Source organism: Microbacterium sp. CH1 (assembly GCF_001595495.1).
Taxonomy (GTDB): Bacteria; Actinomycetota; Actinomycetes; order Actinomycetales; family Microbacteriaceae; genus Microbacterium.
Genome location: NZ_LOSO01000004.1, coordinates 67,178 through 84,762 on the forward strand (window position 1 = coordinate 67,178; position 17,585 = coordinate 84,762).

At 71.6% G+C, this 17,585-nt stretch carries 17 protein-coding genes and 1 tRNA gene; 12 read left to right on the forward strand and 6 right to left on the reverse strand.

Annotated features, from left to right (window positions below):
* Positions 1-9 precede the first annotated feature (9 nt).
* The 3 genes from AUV07_RS02305 to AUV07_RS02315 all read left to right on the forward strand — a co-directional run bounded on the left by AUV07_RS02305 (position 10) and on the right by AUV07_RS02315 (position 3,788).
* On the forward strand, positions 10-1,506 hold the full coding sequence (locus AUV07_RS02305; RefSeq protein ID WP_062633542.1) for an NAD(P)/FAD-dependent oxidoreductase: 1,497 nt from the start codon (positions 10-12) through the stop codon (positions 1,504-1,506).
* A gap of 160 nt (positions 1,507-1,666) precedes the next feature.
* Entirely contained in the window at positions 1,667-2,725 is a 1,059-nt protein-coding gene (locus AUV07_RS02310) for a hypothetical protein (protein WP_062633544.1), read from the forward strand.
* A gap of 196 nt (positions 2,726-2,921) precedes the next feature.
* Entirely contained in the window at positions 2,922-3,788 is an 867-nt protein-coding gene (locus AUV07_RS02315; RefSeq protein ID WP_062633546.1) for a hypothetical protein, read from the forward strand.
* Between the two features lie 3 nt (positions 3,789-3,791).
* Here AUV07_RS02315 and AUV07_RS02320 read toward each other — a convergent pair.
* Positions 3,792-3,864, reverse strand: a tRNA-Leu gene (locus tag AUV07_RS02320).
* Positions 3,865-3,928: 64 nt separating this feature from the next.
* On the opposite strand from AUV07_RS02320, the gene AUV07_RS02325 reads away from it, so the two are divergent.
* From AUV07_RS02325 to AUV07_RS02335, 3 genes are all read left to right on the forward strand, one after another.
* Positions 3,929-5,173: an alanine racemase gene (locus AUV07_RS02325; RefSeq protein ID WP_062633548.1), complete on the forward strand. Its 1,245-nt coding sequence runs from the start codon at positions 3,929-3,931 to the stop codon at positions 5,171-5,173.
* Positions 5,170-6,483, forward strand: a complete 1,314-nt coding sequence (locus tag AUV07_RS02330) for a D-arabinono-1,4-lactone oxidase (RefSeq protein WP_062633550.1) — start codon at positions 5,170-5,172, stop codon at positions 6,481-6,483. The genes AUV07_RS02325 and AUV07_RS02330 overlap by 4 nt, the downstream gene beginning before the upstream one ends.
* Before the next feature lie 86 nt (positions 6,484-6,569).
* Positions 6,570-7,136 (forward strand): LemA family protein, encoded by a 567-nt coding sequence (locus tag AUV07_RS02335; protein ID WP_025103933.1) that lies wholly within the window; start codon positions 6,570-6,572, stop codon positions 7,134-7,136.
* A gap of 9 nt (positions 7,137-7,145) precedes the next feature.
* On the opposite strand, the gene AUV07_RS02340 is transcribed toward AUV07_RS02335, so the two are convergent.
* Both AUV07_RS02340 and AUV07_RS02345 read right to left on the reverse strand, forming a co-directional pair.
* A complete protein-coding gene (locus AUV07_RS02340) occupies positions 7,146-8,045 on the reverse strand; it encodes a hypothetical protein (RefSeq protein ID WP_062633552.1) in 900 nt (299 codons plus the stop codon).
* Positions 8,042-9,301, reverse strand: a complete 1,260-nt coding sequence (locus tag AUV07_RS02345) for a winged helix-turn-helix domain-containing protein (protein WP_062633554.1) — start codon at positions 9,299-9,301, stop codon at positions 8,042-8,044. Before AUV07_RS02345 ends, AUV07_RS02340 begins: the two co-directional genes overlap by 4 nt.
* A gap of 85 nt (positions 9,302-9,386) precedes the next feature.
* Between AUV07_RS02345 and AUV07_RS02350 the strand changes: the two genes are divergently transcribed.
* Entirely contained in the window at positions 9,387-10,583 is a 1,197-nt protein-coding gene (locus AUV07_RS02350) for an AI-2E family transporter (protein ID WP_082802822.1), read from the forward strand.
* On the forward strand, positions 10,580-11,809 hold the full coding sequence (gene ilvA / locus AUV07_RS02355) for a threonine ammonia-lyase (RefSeq protein ID WP_062633556.1): 1,230 nt from the start codon (positions 10,580-10,582) through the stop codon (positions 11,807-11,809). The genes AUV07_RS02350 and ilvA overlap by 4 nt, the downstream gene beginning before the upstream one ends.
* A 61-nt stretch (positions 11,810-11,870) precedes the next feature.
* On the opposite strand, the gene greA is transcribed toward ilvA, so the two are convergent.
* Both greA and AUV07_RS02365 read right to left on the reverse strand, forming a co-directional pair.
* On the reverse strand, positions 11,871-12,362 hold the full coding sequence (greA, locus tag AUV07_RS02360; protein ID WP_025103938.1) for a transcription elongation factor GreA: 492 nt from the start codon (positions 12,360-12,362) through the stop codon (positions 11,871-11,873).
* A gap of 97 nt (positions 12,363-12,459) precedes the next feature.
* Positions 12,460-12,846 (reverse strand): DUF4307 domain-containing protein, encoded by a 387-nt coding sequence (locus AUV07_RS02365; protein WP_025103939.1) that lies wholly within the window; start codon positions 12,844-12,846, stop codon positions 12,460-12,462.
* A gap of 68 nt (positions 12,847-12,914) precedes the next feature.
* On the opposite strand from AUV07_RS02365, the gene AUV07_RS02370 reads away from it, so the two are divergent.
* Positions 12,915-13,193, forward strand: coding sequence for a hypothetical protein (locus AUV07_RS02370; RefSeq protein WP_062633558.1), 279 nt, complete (start codon positions 12,915-12,917; stop codon positions 13,191-13,193).
* Positions 13,194-13,200: 7 nt separating this feature from the next.
* On the opposite strand, the gene trhA is transcribed toward AUV07_RS02370, so the two are convergent.
* Positions 13,201-13,932, reverse strand: a complete 732-nt coding sequence (gene trhA / locus AUV07_RS02375) for a PAQR family membrane homeostasis protein TrhA (RefSeq protein ID WP_062633560.1) — start codon at positions 13,930-13,932, stop codon at positions 13,201-13,203.
* A 96-nt stretch (positions 13,933-14,028) separates the two neighbouring features.
* On the opposite strand from trhA, the gene AUV07_RS02380 reads away from it, so the two are divergent.
* The 3 genes from AUV07_RS02380 to AUV07_RS02390 all read left to right on the forward strand — a co-directional run bounded on the left by AUV07_RS02380 (position 14,029) and on the right by AUV07_RS02390 (position 17,513).
* Positions 14,029-14,808 carry an isoprenyl transferase gene (locus AUV07_RS02380; RefSeq protein WP_025103942.1) on the forward strand — a complete coding sequence of 260 codons (780 nt, stop codon included), beginning with the start codon at positions 14,029-14,031 and terminating at the stop codon, positions 14,806-14,808.
* Positions 14,809-14,841: 33 nt separating this feature from the next.
* Complete coding sequence (locus AUV07_RS02385) at positions 14,842-15,972, forward strand: aminotransferase class V-fold PLP-dependent enzyme (protein ID WP_062633562.1); 1,131 nt, start codon at positions 14,842-14,844, stop codon at positions 15,970-15,972.
* A gap of 158 nt (positions 15,973-16,130) precedes the next feature.
* Positions 16,131-17,513, forward strand: coding sequence for a PhoH family protein (locus AUV07_RS02390; protein ID WP_062633564.1), 1,383 nt, complete (start codon positions 16,131-16,133; stop codon positions 17,511-17,513).
* Positions 17,514-17,585: the final 72 nt, after the last annotated feature.

Consider the following 17,585-nt stretch of genomic DNA (forward strand, 5'->3'; position numbering starts at 1 on the left):
AACAGCACTGTGCCCAAGATCCTGATCGTCGGCGGAGGGTACGCAGGTTTCTACACCGCGTGGAAGCTCGAGAAGCATCTGCGCAAGGGCGAGGCCGACGTGACCATGGTCGACCCGCTGCCGTACATGACGTACCAGCCGTTCCTCCCGGAGGTCGCCGCCGGATCGATCGAGGCCCGGCACTCCGTCGTCGCGCACCGCCGTCACCTGAAGCGCACGCACGTGCTCACCGCCAAGGTGACGAACATCAACCACGCGCAGAAGGTCGCCACCATCACGCCGCCCGTCGGTGAGCCGTACGAGTTCGCGTACGACCAGATCGTCGTCACCGCGGGCGCCGTCTCGCGCACGTTCCCGATCCCCGGCATCGCCGACAACGCGATCGGGCTCAAGACGATCGAAGAGGCCGTTGCCATCCGTGACAAGGTCATGTCGAACTTCGACAAGGCCGCGTCCCTCCCCGCCGGTCCCGAGCGCGACCGCCTGCTGACCGTCGTCGTCGTGGGCGGCGGCTTCGCCGGCATCGAGGTCTTCGCGGAGCTCCGCTCCCTCGCGTCCTCGCTGGTGAGCAAGTACCCGCAGCTGTCCTTCGAGGACACGCACTTCCACCTCATCGAGGCCATGGGGCGGATCATGCCCGAGGTCTCGCTGAAGACGAGCGAGTGGGTGCTGAAGGACCTCGCCAAGCGCGGGGCCAACGTCCACCTCGACACGCAGGTCACGGGTGCCATCGACGGCAACGTCGAGCTCTCCACCGGCGAGGTCATCCCGACGGACGTCATCGTGTGGACCGCCGGTGTCATGGCCAACCCGACCGTCGTTCGCGGCGGTGATCTGCCGGTGGAGGAGCGCGGTCGCATCCAGACCCGCGCCGACCTCCGCGTCGGCACGCCCGAGGCGTTCGTCGAGGGTGCCTGGGCCGCGGGTGACGTCTCGGCCGTTCCCGACCTCTCGGGCGGCGGCGTCGGCGGCTTCTGCGTCCCGAACGCACAGCACGCCGTGCGTCAGGCGAAGCTCCTGGCCAAGAACGTCGTCGCCGTGCTCCGCGGCGAGGACCCCAAGGAGTACTTCCACAAGAACCTGGGTGCGGTCGCCGGCCTCGGCCTGTACAACGGCGTCTTCCAGTCGGGCAAGATCGCGCTGAAGGGCTTCATCGCCTGGCTCGCGCACCGCGGCTACCACGGTCTGGCCATGCCGACCTGGGAGCGCAAGTGGCGCGTGCTCTGGGGCTGGTGGAACAACCTGTGGCTGGGCCGCGACCTCGTGAACCTGCAGACGGTGCAGAACCCTCGCTACGTCTTCGAGGAGTTCGCCGCCCGCCCGCGTCCCGCGGCACCCGCCGACGCCACCCCGGCAGCCAAGGCGCCGGTCGCTGAGAAGCCGGCCGCTGCGCCCGCGGCGGAGACGCCGTCCGAGATCAAGAAGCCGGCCGCCAAGCGGCCCGCAGCGAAGAAGGCTCCGGCCTCCTCCGCGAAGGACTCCGCGGAGACCGCTGCGGCGAAGTGACCGTCCGGTTCTGAGGAGAAGGCCCTGAGCGCGTGAGCGCCGGGGCCTTCTTCCGTTGACCGGGGACGGGAGTTGGTCACGTAACATCTCACATTGTACGCTCGCAGGGGTGCTCGGGAGGGGTGTGTGCGAGGCACCCCCGATGCGGGGAGGAGGTCCGGTGAGCGCGCACGGGGGAGAATCGCCGACCGTCAGTGTGTCGATCCGGACGGGGCCGGGCGAGGACGCGCATGCCGCACAGCTCGCGGCACGGCTCGACGGCGCTCCCGTCCGCATCTGCCCGACGGGCGCCGCGGCATGGCGGCCCTGGACGCGACGAGCCACGCATCATCTCGTCCTCGACGCTGCGGTGCGCCCGCACCCTCACCTCCTCGCCCAGGTGCAGGAAGCCGTCGCCGCGCAGCCCCGGGCGGTCCTGAGGCTCTTCACCCGCAGTGACGGCTACGCCTCGCATGCGTCCCGGGTGGCGGCGTTCTCCGGGTGCTCGTGGTTCGTGCCACCGGGGCCCGTTCCGTCGTCCGTCGCCGTCGTGCTGCCGGTTCCCGAGGCGGCGGAGTTCGCACGTTCCGTCCCTGGTGGCGATCTCGACCCCGTCGGGCTGCTGCTGCAGCGGTTCGCGGCGGGACAGGGCCTCCGCCTGCTCGCGAGCACGGCCGATCTCGTCCAGCTCGAAGGGCCGGGGGCGCACGCTCCGGCCACCGCCTTCCTGTCTGCGGCGAGGGCGCCGGCGGACTGGTGGCGGCGGCCGTCGCTCGTGTCGCCGTCGTCGATCCCGGTGGTCCATCTCCGGGACGGCGAGCCGCTGTCGTTCGAGTCCGTGCCTGGCGCGCCGGATGGTTGGCGCCTCCGCGCACGCCGGGAGGTGCCGACGCCGCACGCCCGACGGCTCGCACGAGTGATGCAGGAGCGCCTTCTCGGCACGGAGGTGGCCCGCAGCCATCTCCGCGCAGCGGCCGTGCTCCTCGGCGTGGCGGGAGTGCTGCGCGACCAGCTCCTCCTCGCCGCGGGGCAGGGCCGTCCGTCCGATGAGTTCGGCACGGCGGTGGCGCGGGAGGCGGCGGCGACCCTCGCCCTCGGGCCGCTGGCGGAGGCGGTCCCGGCTGCGAGTCGACCGGATGGTGCCGCAGAGCTCCGCGACGCCTTCCGAGTGCTGTACGACGAGATGACCGCCATCCTGGGCACGGCGCCTCCCGGACCGGCGCGTGGAGCCGATCCATAGGCCGCCTCGCTAGCGTGTCGACCGCAAGGGGAGTACTCCCGTCTGCAGCGACGTCGTCATGACGGGCATGTCATCGTGCCCCGGCCCGCTGGCCCGCGAGGGTGGAGGAGACCTTGGCACCCGAATCGCGGGCTGCCCGGAACCTTGCGTCGACAGACGTCGCGGAGACGGCGGTCCGTCCCACGAAGGGACCCCCATGTCGAAGCTCTCCCGCCTGATCCGCCTCGCCACCGACGCCATCGACGCGAAGGGGGGTAGCCCCGGCGCGCGCCGCGGCGAGGGCGCGCGTGCCTCCACCGACTGGAGCGGGATGATCCGCGGGGCGGTCGACGCCGTGCGCGGCACCGATCCTCAGGCGCAGCGCCCGACCACGCCTCCTCCCGCGTCCCCGGCGCCCGCCCGTCCCGCCGGACGAGCATCCGCCGCAGGGGCGTACGCCCCGCCGCCCGCCCCCGCGGCCGGGGGTGCGTCGGACGTCTCCGCGGCGGACCGCGCGGCCATCGCCCGGTACGACTACCTCCTGCAGACAGCGGATCCGCATCGGATCGAGCAGATCCATCGCGAGGCCTTCGCGCGCCTCACGCCGTCGCAGCGCGCGCACGTCGACGCCCGCATGCGGGCGGAGCTCCCGGCGGAGGAGCGACCGCGCTCGTCGTCTGCGGACGACCTGGCCCGCGCGGCCGGGCGGGCCGAGGCGGTGCAGCCGGGCCGCCTCCGCGGACTCCTCTCCCGCACCCGTGGCGGCGGGGCCGCGGTCGCCGCGGGCGGCGCGGCGGTCGGTCTCCTCGGCGTGGTGGCCGGCGGAGCCGTCGTGAGCGCCGTGGCCGCACCGCTCCTGGAACAGGCGGCGGGGCTCGGGGTGGACTTCGACGCGCTGGCGCAGGGCATCGACCTGGATGCGCTCGCCTCCGGCGTCGACATCGATGCGCTGGCCGGCGGCGCCGACGAGATGCTCGGCTCGGCCGGCGAGGTCGTCTCGGGGCTCGGCGAGACGGCGACCGGCTGGGGGGAGCGGCTCGGCGATCTCGGTATCCCCGGGATCGGCGACATCCTCGGCCGCTGACGGTGCCCCCGCTGGGACTCGAACCCAGACTGAGGCGATTTTAAGTCGCCTGCCTCTGCCATTGGGCTACGGGGGCTGCGCCGCCAGCCTATCGTCGGCGGGGTCGTGACCCGGCGGGGCTCAGGCCGTAGGGTGGGGGAGTGCTCGACCTCACCGACGAACTGAGCCCCGTCCCGGGTGGCCCCGCGGTCGCCCCCGAATGGGAGGACCCGGGCCGCTACTGGCCGCGCCTGTCGGCCGCGACCGGGCATCTTCCGGCGCCCGTGGCGGTCATCGATCGCGAAGCGCTGCGCTACAACGCTATGGACCTGCTCGTCCGTGCCGGCGGTCTGCCGATCCGCGTGGCGTCGAAGTCGGTGCGGGTGCGTGCGGTCCTGGATGCCGTGCTGCGCCTCCCGGGTTTCCGCGGGATCCTCGCGTTCACGCTCGAGGAGGCGCTCTGGCTCGCGGAGACCCACGACGACATCGTCCTCGGCTACCCGACCGTGGACCGGGCGGGCATCGAACGGCTGTGCGCCGACGAGCAGGCGGCGCAGCGCATCACGCTCATGATCGACGACCCCGTGCACCTGGACCTCGTCGACAGCGTGGTGGCCCCTTCCGCGCGCCCCGAGCTCCGCGTGGCCATCGACGTCGACGCGTCCTGGCGATCCGCGCTGCTCGGTCACATCGGCGTCCGCCGCTCGGCCCTCTTCTCCGCCGGGGAGGTCGCCGCGTTCGCGCGGACGGTCGTCGCACGCCCCGGCTTCCGCCTCGTGGGGCTGCAGATGTACGACGCCCAGATCGCGGGACAGGGCGATGCCGGCCCCGATGGGCCGCTGATCCGTCGCGTCCAGGCCCGCTCGCGCGAGGAGCTACGGGAGCGAAGGGCGGCGATCGTCGCCGCGGTCGGCGCCGTGACGCCGCTCGAGTTCCTCAACGGCGGGGGCACCGGCTCCCTGGAGTTCAGCGGCAGCGACGAGTCGCTCACCGAGGCCAGCGCGGGCAGCGGTCTGCTCGGCGGACACCTGTTCGACGGGTACCGGTCCTTCCATCCGGCGCCGGCCGCGGCCTTCGCCTTCGACGTCGTGCGCCGTCCCGCTGCCGACATCGCCACGGTGCTGGGCGGCGGCTGGATCGCCTCGGGTCCGGCGCTGGCCTCGCGACAGCCGCGCCCGGTGTGGCCGGCGAACCTCCGCACGCTTCCGCGAGAGGCTGCCGGCGAGGTGCAGACGCCGCTGCAGGGGCCGACAGCGGCGACGCTCGGCGTCGGCGATCGTGTCTGGTTCCGTCACGCCAAGAGCGGCGAGCCGGCCGAGCGCATCGCCGCGTACCAGCTCGTGTCCGGCGACGAGGTCGTGGATGAGCTGCCGACGTACCGCGGCGAGGGGAAGGCGTTCCTGTGACGAGAATCGGCGGCACCTGGCAGAACTGGGGCCGGTCGGCGTCGGTGCGCCCCGTGCGGGTCGAGCGCCCGCGCAGCCCCGAGGGCGTGCAGCGTGCTGTGCGAGCAGCGGTGCGACAGGGGCTCACGGTCAAAGCAGTCGGCGCCGGTCACAGCTTCACCGGGATCGCCATCGCCCCCGGTGTGCTCCTGGAACTGGACGACCTGCAGGGACTCGTGTCCGCGGACGTCGCGAGCGGACGGGTCACGCTCCTCGCCGGTACCCGGCTGCACCGCATCCCCGGGCTGCTCGCCCGCTACGGTCTCGCGATGGAGAACCTCGGCGACATCGACCGCCAGTCCATCGCCGGCGCGATCTCCACGGGCACGCACGGAACCGGCGCCGGTTTCGGTGGACTCGCCACCCAGGTCGTCGGGGTGACCCTCATCACCGCCGACGGGGAGTTCCTCCGCATCGACGAGGGGCACAGTCCGGAGCTCCTGCCCGCGGTCGCTCTGGGGCTGGGCGCGCTCGGCATCATCGTCGAGGTCACCCTGCAGTGCGTGCCCACGTTCGTGATGCATGCGGTCGACGAGCCGCTGCCGCTGGAAGAGGTGCTCGGCACGATCGACGAACGCGTCGCCGCCGCCGACCATTTCGAGTTCTACTGGTTCCCGCATACCGACGTCGCGCTCACCAAGCGGCAGTCGCGTCTGCCGGAATCGACGCGACGGAGGCCACTCCCGGTCGTGGGCCGGTGGGTGGATGAGACCCTGCTCGCGAACGGCGTCTACCGCGTCGTCTGCGCGGCGGGACAGGCGGTCCCGGCGATCACGCCGCCGTTCAACCGGCTCGCGGTGCGGCTCACCGGTGACCGTGAGTACACCGACCTCTCGAATCGCGTGCTCACCCAGAGCCGGACCGTGCGCTTCCGCGAGATGGAGTACGCGCTGCCGGCGGCCGAGGTGGTGCCCGCATTCCGCGCCCTCCAGGAGCTCATCGCCGAGCGCGGCTGGCGGATCGAGTTCCCCGTGGAGGTCCGCTTCGCTGCCGCCGACGATCGCTGGCTCTCCACCGCGTACGGCCGCCCCAGCGCCTACATCGCGGTGCACCGGTACTGGCGCGCGGACCCGACGGCGTACTTCGGTGCGGTCGAGAAGATCATGCGGGCCCACGGCGGTCGCCCGCACTGGGGCAAGCTGCACACCATGACCAGGGAGACGCTGCGGGAGAGCTACCCCCGCTTCGACGACTTCGTGGCGCTGCGCGACCGCCTCGATCCGGATCGCCGCTTCACGAACCGCTATCTGGAGCGGGTGCTGGGACGCTGATCGGCGGCGCTGGTCCGTCGCATCCCCAGTCCACGTGCAGGCACCGCGTCTAGGATGAGAGAAATACGGGAAAGGGTGGGGCACTGATGGAATGGCTCGTGCCGGTACTGATCGTCGTCGGGGTGATCCTGCTCGTCGGCGTCTATCTCTGGGCGACGTACAACTCGCTGGTGCAGCTGAACGTCCGCGTGGACGAAGCCTGGAGCGGCATCACCGTCCAGCTCAAGCGCCGAGCCGACCTCATCCCGAATCTCATCGAGACGGTCAAGGGCTACGCGTCCCACGAGAAGGCGGTGTTCGAGAACGTCACCCGCGCCCGTGCCGAGACCCTTTCCGCCGGCAGCCCCGGCGAGGCGGGGATCGCCGAGGGGCACCTGCAGCAGGCCCTGCGCAGTCTCTTCGCGGTGGCCGAGGCCTATCCGCAGCTGCAGGCCAGCCAGAACTTCCTCCAGCTGCAGCAGGCCCTCGTCGACACCGAGGACAAGATCCAGGCCGCGCGGCGCTTCTACAACGGCGGCGTCCGCGAGCTCAACACCAAGATCAAGGTGTTCCCCAACAACCTCTTCGCCAAGGGACTCGGCTTCACCGAGCGCGAGTTCTTCGAGGTCGCCGACAGCGGCGCCATCTCGGAGCCGCCGCGCGTGCAGTTCTGATCCTCGCCCTCACCACACGGTGAGGGCGAGTTCGTCTGCGGTGATGTCCACGCCACCGCGCACGCTCCACGCGGTGCTGCGGTAGGTGACGGTGCGCGCGGCGCCGTCCTGGCCGGTGCCGGTCACGGTCGCCTCGAGGATGCCGTCGTCCGCGGTGAACCCGCCGGCGGAGAGCGTCACCACGGGGAACCGCTCGACGCGGAACGCCACGTCGGAGACGTCCCGGAACTCCGTGCCCCACGGGATCCGGATGCCGCAGTTGTCGGGAATCGCGTGGCCGTCGGCGGTGCAGGTCTCCAGGTAGCCGTCGAGCTGCGTCTGCGCGGCCTCCGTCGCCTCCGGGCGGAGCTCGGCGGTCACGCGTGCGGTGGCGTCGTCGCCGGGGAGGACGACGGCCTCGGTCGTGCCGGCCAGCAGCGCCCGCGGCGCGGCCGCGACCGGGTACACGCCAGGGAGCAGCGCGGTGTCTTCGGTCACCGGGAGCACCGCATCGCCGACCTGGACCGCCGTCCCGATCGTCGTCGTGGCGCGGAGGGCACCGAGTCCGGAGCCGTCGACGGTCCAGCGGCCGCTCTCCGGCGTCAGCCGGACGTGCGCCTGGTGCTCCTCCCCGTCGAGTCGGAAGCGCACCGTCGCGGACGCGTCACCGTCTCCCTCTCGCACAGCGGTGACCTCGGCGTCCGCGATGGTCGACGACGCTCCGGCGAACGCGGTGAGGGCGGCGTCGGACACCGCGGTCCCGGTCGCCGCGACCACCTCGGGATCGCCCGACTCCAGCGCCCGGAGATAGGCCAGCGCCGCGTCCTCCGCGGTCGGCGAGCGGAGCACGGACAGCCCCCACCACACCGCGCCGGTCAGGGCCACGGCCACGACGACACCGCCCAGGAGCCACCAGCGACGACGGCTCACGCGACGCCCTCCCGGACGTGGACGTGACGACGCACCGTGTCCGGCGCGGTGGAGGCGAGCGCGGTGTGGACGGCAGCGGTCGCATCGCCCCATCCGGAGACCGACACCTGTTCGAGACCCTGCCACCGCGCGGCGCGGAGGAGCTCCGCCGCGATCGCCTCGGCGTCGCCGGGACGCGCCTGCGGCTCCCACCACGCCGACTGCACCTGCAGCGTGGACGTGGCGCGGTCGGCCTTGAGGTCGACCCGCGCCACGATCCGGTCGCCGACGAGCACGGGCAGCGAGTAGTAGCCGTAGCGGCGCTTCGCCGCCGGCACGTAGATCTCGATGCGGTAGTCGAGCTCGAAAGTCCGCAGCGCCCGTTCCCGGAACCACACCACCGGATCGAACGGGGTCAGCAGGGCGGCGGTCTCGACCCGGCGCGGAAGAACTGCGTCGCGATGCCGCCAGGCGGGGAGGGGCCGGCCTCCCCGCTCCCAGCCGCGGACGGTCACGGGCTGCACTTCGCCGGCGTCGACGAGATCGGCGATCGCCCCGGTCACCGCGGCACGGTCGCGGAGGCGGTAGTAGTCGGCCAGGTCGGCCACCGTCGCGACGCCGCTGGACCGTGCGGCGCGTCGGACGAGCTCGCGGACGGCGTCCTCGCGCGGGATCTCGCGGGACCGGATGCGCTCGGGGATGACCTGCTCGGCGAGGGCGTAGGTGCGCTCGAACCCCCGGCGCCCGCTCACCGCCACGTCTCCCGTACGCCACAGATGCTCGAGGGCGAGCTTGACCTCGTCCCAGTCCCACCAGGTGCCGCGCTCGCGCGGGGCGTCGGCACGGAGGTCGACCGGGCGGAGCGGTCCGCGCGCACGGAGCTCGTCCTGCACCCACTGCACCGTCCGGGCGTTCGTGCGGAGCCAGGAGTCCTCCGCGGACCAGCGCCGCCGGAAGTCGTCCATGCGGAATCGCCACAGGGGCCAGTCCTCGACGGGGATGAAGGTCGCCTCGTGGGCGAGGTACTCCACATAATGCGTCGTGCGCGACAGGAAGAGGCGGTCGAGGAGTGCGGGATCGTAGGCGCCGAGCCGGGAGAACAGCGGGACGTAGTGCGACCGGGCGAACACGTTGACCGAGTCGATCTGCAGCACGCCGAGCCGGTCCATCACCCGGTGCAGATGGCGACCGGAGACGATGGCCGGGCGTGCGCGGGTGAAGCCCTGAGCGGCGAGAGCGATCCGTCGTGCCTGGGCGGGACTGAGGGTGTCGGTCACGCCGCCAGCGTATCCCCGCTCTCCGACATCGTCCTGGCGTTCAGGATGCGTCGAACGGCATGCGGCATGACCGTAGACTGAGGCGATGAGCGAGGACCAGCGACCCCGGCTGCGCGATCTGTTCCGTCCGCGCCCCGTGGTGACCGATCGGACCGTGACCACCGAAGCTGACGAGGCGGTGCCGCTGCCCCTGCGCATCACGGCGAGCTACGCCTGGCGCCTGCTGCTCATCGCGGCGGCCATCGGCGTCTTCATCTGGCTGGTGATGCTGCTCAAGCTCCTCGTCATCCCGCTGATGGTGGGCATCCTCATCACCGCCCTGCTGTGGCCGGCGTTCTCATGGATGCTGCGTCACGGATTCCCGCGCTGGCTCGCGATCGCCGTCTCCCTCATCGGCACGATCGCCATCGTCACCGGGCTGATGTGGCTCGTGGTCTGGCAGGTGCGCGCCCAGCTCCCGGACGTGCAGCAGCGCACCACCGAGGCCTTCGACCAGTTCCAGGTGTGGCTGCACGACGGTCCGCTGAACCTGTCGGACACGCAGATCGCCGACTACCTGCAGCAGGGCCTCGACTTCATCAGCGAGCAGGCGCAGGTCCTCTGGACGGGGGCCCTCGCGATCGGGACGACCGTCGGGCACGTCGCCACCGGCGCGCTGCTGTCGCTGTTCATCCTCATCTGCCTCCTCGCCGACGGCGCCGGCATCTGGCGCTGGACGCTGCGCATCTTCCCCCGGAAGGCCCGCCCCGCCGTGGACGGCGCCGCGCGCAACGGCTGGACGACGATCGTCAACTACGCCAGGACGCAGCTCTTCGTGGCGACGATCGACGCGATCGGCATCGGCCTCGGCGCCTTCCTGCTCCAGGTCCCGCTCGCGCTGCCCGTCGCCGTGCTCGTGTTCCTCGGTTCGTTCATCCCCATCGTCGGTGCAGTGGTGACCGGTGCCGTGGCCGTCTTCCTCGCGCTCGTCTACAACGGGCCGTGGATCGCTCTCTGGATGCTCGTCGTCGTCCTCGCCGTCCAGCAGATCGAGGGCCACATCCTGCAGCCGATCATGATGGGCTCCGCCGTCAAGGTGCACCCCCTCGCCGTCGTCCTCGTGGTCGCGGGCGGCGCGATGATCGCGGGCATCCCGGGTGCCCTGTTCGCCGTCCCGCTGGCCGCGTTCGTGAACGTGGCGGCGGTGACCATCAGCTCGGGATCCTGGCGCACCGGCGTCGGGCCGAGCGGAGATCTGATCTGGAGCACAGTTCCGCGCGAGCGGAGACGGAGGAATCGATGAGCGCAGTCCCCAGCCTGACCGAGTTCCAGGACGCGGCTCGAAGTCTGGCTGAGGTGATCGCGCACACCCCGACGCTGCCCTCTCGGGCGCTGTCCGACGCGCTCGGTGCGCCGGTGCTCCTGAAGATGGAGAACCTGCAGCGCACGGGGTCCTTCAAGATCCGCGGCGCGGCGTACCGGCTCTCCCGGCTCAGCGCGGAGGAGCGCTCCCGTGGCGTCGTGGCGGCCTCGGCCGGGAACCACGCGCAGGGTGTCGCTCTGGCCGCCCAGGCGCTCGGCATCCCCGCGACGATCTTCATGCCGCTCGGGGTCCCCGTGCCGAAGCTCCTCGCCACCCGTGGCTACGGGGCCGAGGTGGTGCTCGAGGGGGAGACCGTCGCCACGTCGCTGCGCCTGGCCGCCGAGTTCGCGGAACGCACCGGCGCCGTCCTCATCCACCCGTTCGATCACCGCGACATCGTGATCGGGCAGGGCACCCTCGGCCTGGAGCTGCTGGAGGATGCGCCCGAGATCGACACTGTCGTCCTCGGCATCGGCGGAGGAGGGCTGATCGCCGGCGTCGCCGCCGCGGTCAAGGCCAAGGCCGCCGAGCTCGGGCGGACGATCCGCGTGATCGGCGTCCAGGCGGAGAACGCGGCCGCGGTGCCGCCGTCGCTCGCGGCCGGGGAACCGGTCGACATCGTCACGCGCCCCACCATCGCCGACGGCATCCTCGTCGCCCGCCCGGGAGCTGTGCCGTTCGAGATCATCAAGGACCTCGTCGACGAGGTCGTCACCGTCTCGGACGACGACCTCGCGCGCGCCATGCTCGTCCTCCTGGAACAGGCCAAGGTCGTCGTGGAGCCCGCCGGTGCGGCGGGCGTCGCCGCGATCCTCTCCGGACGTGTGTCGGCGACCGGCACGACGATGGCCGTGCTGTCGGGCGGCAACATCGACCCGCTCCTGCTGCAGCGCGTGGTGTCGCACGGCCTCGCCGCCTCGGGTCGGTACCTGACGATCCGCATCCCGCTGCCGGACCGTCCCGGCCAGCTCGCCCGCGTGTCCGAGCTCATCGCGGAGGCGGGAGCGAACGTCATCGAGGCGATGCACACCCGTCACGGCCACGGACTGCAGATCAGCGAGGTCATCCTCGAGCTCAGTGTCGAGACCCGCGGCGCGGACCACTCGGCCCACACGCTCGACACTCTCCGTCGCGCGGGCTTCGCGCCCATCGTCGTCCAGGACTGACCCCCGGACGCGCGACACCCCCTCGACCGTGGCGGTCGAGGGGGTGTCTCGTGAGGGGGCGTCAGCCCGTGTAGGTCTCCACCTTCACGATCTCGACGCTGATCGAGCGGCCGTTCGGTGCCTCGTACGACGAGGACTCGCCGACCTTGAGGCCGAGGATCGCCTGGCCCAGCGGGCTGGCCTCGCTGTAGACGTCGAGGTCGCTGCCGGCGGCGGCGATCTCGCGGCTGCCGAGGAGGAAGACCTCCTCGCCGCCCGCGACGATCGCGGTCACGACGGTGCCCGGCTCGACGATGCCCCGGCTGGCAGGGGCCTCGCCGACCTTGGCGGTCTTCAGCAGCGCCTCCAGGGTGCGGATGCGGGCCTCCTGCTTGCCCTGCTCGTCCTTCGCCGCGTGGTAGCCGCCGTTCTCCTTGAGGTCGCCCTCCTCGCGGGCCGCCTCGATGCGCTTGGCGATCTCGTCGCGACCGACGGTGGAGAGGTGTTCCAGCTCGGCGACGAGCCGGTCGTAGGCTTCCTGCGTGAGGAAGGGGACCTGAGCATCGGTGGACATGACGAAGCTCCTTCTATCGGGATCCCGCCGAGATGCCGCGGGGGATATGCCAAGACGCCCCGGCACGGTGCCGGGGCGTCGTCTGTCTGGCATCAGTCTAGGCGACCCAGCAGGTGTTCACCAAACCTGTCGTGGCCTCCGCGACGGTCGGGATGCGCTCCGCACGGGTGAGCGCATGGGCGTCTCCCGCCGGGATCTCCACGATCTTCCAGCCCACGACGCCGAATTCCTCGTCGAGGGCCTCGAGCACGCACACGACGTCCTTGCCCTGGACGCCGGTCACCTGGAAGCGCACGTCGACGGCGTGCTCGTCCACGAGCTCGAAGCCCAGATCGTCGGCGTCGACCGAGCTCAGCGACTGGCCGACGATGGACCACGCGAGGGCGGCGAGGAGGAGGAGCGCGACGGCCCCGGCGAGGAACCACGGCCACCGGCGGCGGCGGGTGCGGCCATAGCGTTCGTCGAGCTGGAGGGCGGTCGTCACAGGTGGGGTCTTCCGGTCGTTAGGCTGGTGATACCAGGTTATGCGACCTGCGTACGAAAGGCCGATTCATGCGCTTCCTCTCCGAGACCCCGATGCCGACACCGTCGATGACGGTGGCTCCGGAGTCGGTCACGCCGGGCTTCGCGGGCTTCGCGGTGATCGTCATCGTGCTCGTCGCCGTGATCCTGCTGATCTGGGACATGAACCGCCGGATCCGCCGCGTGCGGTACCGGGAAGAGGTCCGCGAGGAGCTCGACGCGGAAGAGGCCGCCCGCGCCGCCGAGAACGCCGCGGACGACGGCCGCACCGCCCCGGACGCGCCCGACGAGGAGCCGCGCGAGCGCTGACCCCCGCTCAGGGCGCGCCGAGCGACGGCGAGAGCGGGTGCAGGGCGATCAGCAGGCACGCGGTCCAGTGGCACAGGAAGGCCAGGACCGTGCACACGTGGAAGATCTCGTGGAAGCCGAAGTGGCCCGGCCACGGGTTCGGCTTCTTCAGCGCGTAGACGATGGCGCCGCCCGTGTAGAGCAGACCGCCGACGATCACGAGCACCATCATGGCGACGTTGGCGTCGAGCAGGTCGACGATGTACATCACCGCGGCCCAGCCGAGCAGCAGATACAGCGCGACGTAGAGCCAGCGCGGCGCGTGGATCCAGAACACGCGGAAGAGGATGCCGAGCAGGGCCCCGCTCCAGACCAGGGTCAGCAGCAGGACGCCCTTGGCCGGCGGCAGCGCCAGGGTCGCGAGCGGGGTGTACGTGCCGGCGATGAGCAGCAGGATGTTGGCGTGGTCGATCCGCTTGAGGATGCCCTTCACCCGGGGCCGCCAGTTGAAACGGTGGTACAGGGCGGAGTTCCCGAACAGCAGCAGCGAGGTGGCCATGAAGACCACCGCCGCCCACTTGGCCGCCGCTCCCTGGGACAGGGTGACGAGGACGATGCCAGCGGCGATCGCGACGGGGAACGTGCCGGCGTGGATCCACCCGCGCCAGGTCGGTTTGATCTCGGTCGCCGCGTCGGCGGCCGCCGCTTCGAGCAGCGGCAGCTTCGGGAGGTCGGCGCCGGTCTCGTCGGAAGTGCTCACGTGCTCACTCTAGGTGGGAGCGCATGCCGGTCCCCGTACATGTCCCCAGGTTCTCCACCGGCGCGGAAGGGCGCGGCAGGGTAGCGTAGGTGGGTGATGTCACGCGAGAGCCCGGGACGGGGACCGCTGTACCGGCTGTACACCAGTCGGCTGCGTCGCCACCTCGATCCGGCCTCGGTTCCGCACCACGTCGCCATGATGATCGACGGCAACCGCCGGTGGGCGCGGCAGCTCGGATTCGACACCCCGGCCGAAGGGCACCGTGCAGGCGCCGCCAAGATGCAGGAGTTCCTCGGCTGGTGCGACGAGCTCGGGGTGCGCGTGGTCTCGCTCTACCTCCTCTCCAGCGACAACCTCCGCAAACGGGACTCGGCCGAGCTCGCCGACCTCATCGAGATCATCGCGGAGCTCGCCGAGGCGCTGTCCCAGAAGGGGAACTGGCGGGTCAAGCACGTCGGCCGCTCCGACATCCTCCCCGCGGAGCTGGCGCGCGTGCTCGCCGATGCGGAGGAGCGCACGAAGGACCACACGGGGCTGCACGTGAACCTCGCGGTCGGGTACGGCGGCCGGAACGAGATCGTCGACGCGGTGCGCAGCATCATCACCACACACGAGGCGTCGGGCGGCACGCTGGAGGACCTCGCGGCGCAGCTCACTCCGGAGATGATCGGGGAGCACCTCTACACGGGCGGCCAGCCCGACCCGGACCTCGTGATCCGCACGAGCGGCGAGCAGCGGCTGAGCGACTTCCTGCTGTGGCAGAGCGCGCACAGCGAGTTCTACTTCGTCGAGGCGCTCGGGCCCGATCTGCGACAGGTCGACTTCCTCCGCGCGATCCGCGACTACGCCGACCGCGACCGCCGCTTCGGTCGCTGATCCGGAAGCCGCGGGGCGTGGCACAATGACGCAGTGAGCGCTTTCGACGACTACCTGAGCACGTTCGACGCGGAGCCCGGTTATCTGAACTGGGCGGCGTTCGGCCCCGTGTCGCCCTCCGTCCGCGCCGAGGTCTTCGCCGACGCGGACCTCCTCGGGAACGGCCGTCCGTCGTCGCTGGCGCTCGTGGGGGAGCGGATCGGACAGGCGCAGGAGGTCATCGCCGAGCTCCTCGGAGCCGAGGCCGCGGAGGTCACGCTGCAGCCCTCGTCGACGCACGGCCTCATGCACGCGCTCTACGGGGTCTCCGGCGCGGTCGTCGCGAGCACGGCGGAGTTCCCGAGCGTGAGCCTCACCCTGGAGCGCGCGGCGACCGCATCCGACCACGCGGTCACGCCGCGCTGGATCACGCCGGAGGACGGGCGGGTGACTCCCGATGCCGTCGCCGCCGTCCTGGACGACGATATCGTGGCCCTCGCCGTCAGCCACGTCGACTTCCGCACCGGCTATCGGGCCGACCTCGCCGCGCTGCGGGACGTCCTCGGCCCCGACCGCCTCCTCATCGTCGATGCCGTGCAGTCCTTCGGCGTGGTCGACGCGGACTACAGCGTCGCCGACGTCGTCGTCGGGCACGGCTACAAATGGCTGCGCGCGGGCCGGGGCACCGGGTTCGCCTGGTTCTCGCCGTACGCACGGGAGCGCATCGCACCCGTGCTCTCCGGCATCACCGGGACGGCGGCGCGCGGGCTGGTCGTCGACGAGCTGCCCGCCCCGGCACCGGACGCGAGGGCCTACACGATCAGCATGCCGGACACGCTCGCCGCCGGTCGGCTCGCGATCGGCGCTCGGGACGTCAGGGACGCCGGTGTCGCGGCGATCGAAGAGCGGCTGTCCGCGCACGTGGACGCGGTGATCGCCACGGCCGACCGCCACGGGATCGCCGTCGCCTCGCCGCGCGAGCGCACCGAGCGCGCGGGGATCGTCGCGCTCGCACCGGAGGACCCGGCGCGGCTCGCCGCGGCTCTCGCCAACGCCGGACTGGTCGTCACCGCTCGGGGCGGATCCATCCGCATCGCGCCGCACGCCGGAACCGACGCCGAGACCCTCGCCCTGCTCGATGCGACCCTGGGCGCGTTCGGCAAGGAATCGTTCATCGTCCCGTAACGAATCGCTGGCGTGTCGAGTCCGTGGAAAACCCCTGAGCGGCCGTACCTTCAAGGCATCGGGCAAGGCGCCCGGTCGGGTCGGCCTCAGGTTCGCGACTCGTGACCCCCTGGTCGACTCGTTCGAATAGCCGGGAATCCCCGGGTCGGGAGTGGGTCGTGACCACACGTACAGCGCAGCAGTCCACCAGCACCGCGCAGCAGTCCACCCGTCAGACGCCGAGTCAGGCCGCGGCCGCAGAGCCCGCTCAGGATCTGCGCACCTACGTCCTCGACACCTCGGTCCTGCTGAGCGATCCGCAGGCGCTCTTCCGGTTCGCGGAGCATTCCGTGGTGCTCCCGGTCGTCGTCATCACCGAGCTCGAGGGCAAGCGGCACGACCCGGAGATCGGGTACTTCGCCCGCCAGGCGCTGCGGCACCTCGACGATCTCCGCGTCGAGCACGGCCGCCTCGACTTCCCGGTGGAGGTCGGCGAAGGGGGCACTCTCCGCGTCGAGCTGGGCAACGCCGACCTCTCGGTGCTCCCGGCCGGCATCCGCCTCAGCGACAACGACAGCCGCATCCTCTCCGTCGCGTTGCACCTCGCGCAGGACGGCCAGGACGTGACCATCGTCTCGAAGGACCTCCCGATGCGGGTGAAGGCCGCGTCCCTCGGGCTGCGTGCCGAGGAGTACCTCGCGGAGCAGGCCGTAGACTCGGGCTGGACCGGCATCGCCGCCCTCGATCTCTCCGGCGACGACATCAGCGACCTCTACGAGAGCGAGGTCGGGCTCAGCGAGGACGTGCACGGGCTTCCCGTCAACACCGGCCTCATCATCCACTCCGAGCGCGGGTCCGCCCTGGGTCGGGTCACCGGGGACGGCGAGTTCCGGCTCGTCCGCGGTGACCGGGACATCTTCGGCATGCACGGGCGCTCCGCCGAGCAGCGCATCGCGATCGACCTGCTCCTCGACCCCGAGGTGGGCATCGTGTCGCTGGGCGGGCGCGCGGGTACCGGCAAGTCGGCGCTCGCGCTGTGCGCGGGGCTGGAGGCCGTGCTGGAGCGCCAGCAGCAGAAGAAGATCATCGTCTTCCGTCCGCTGTTCGCCGTCGGGGGTCAGGAACTCGGGTACCTCCCGGGCGACCAAGGCGAGAAGATGAACCCCTGGGGTCAGGCGGTGTACGACACCCTCGGCTCCGTGGTCTCGGGGAACGTCATCGACGAGGTGGTCGAGCGCGGGCTCCTGGAGGTGATGCCCCTCACCCACATCCGCGGACGGTCCCTGCACGACGCCTTCGTGATCGTGGACGAGGCACAGTCCCTGGAGCGGAACGTGCTGCTCACGGTGCTCAGCCGCATGGGTCAGAACTCGCGCGTGATCCTCACCCACGACGTCGGGCAGCGCGACAACCTCCGCGTCGGCCGGCACGACGGCATCGCGAGCGTCATCGAGACCCTCAAGGGACACGGCCTCTTCGGTCACGTCACCCTGACCCGCTCGGAGCGCTCCGCCATCGCCGCCCTCGTCACCGACCTCCTGGAAGGCGGCGAACTCAGCTGACCCGAGCCGTCGGGCGGGCTCTGCACGACCCGAGCCCGCCCGCACGATCTCGTTCCGCCCGCACGATCCCGT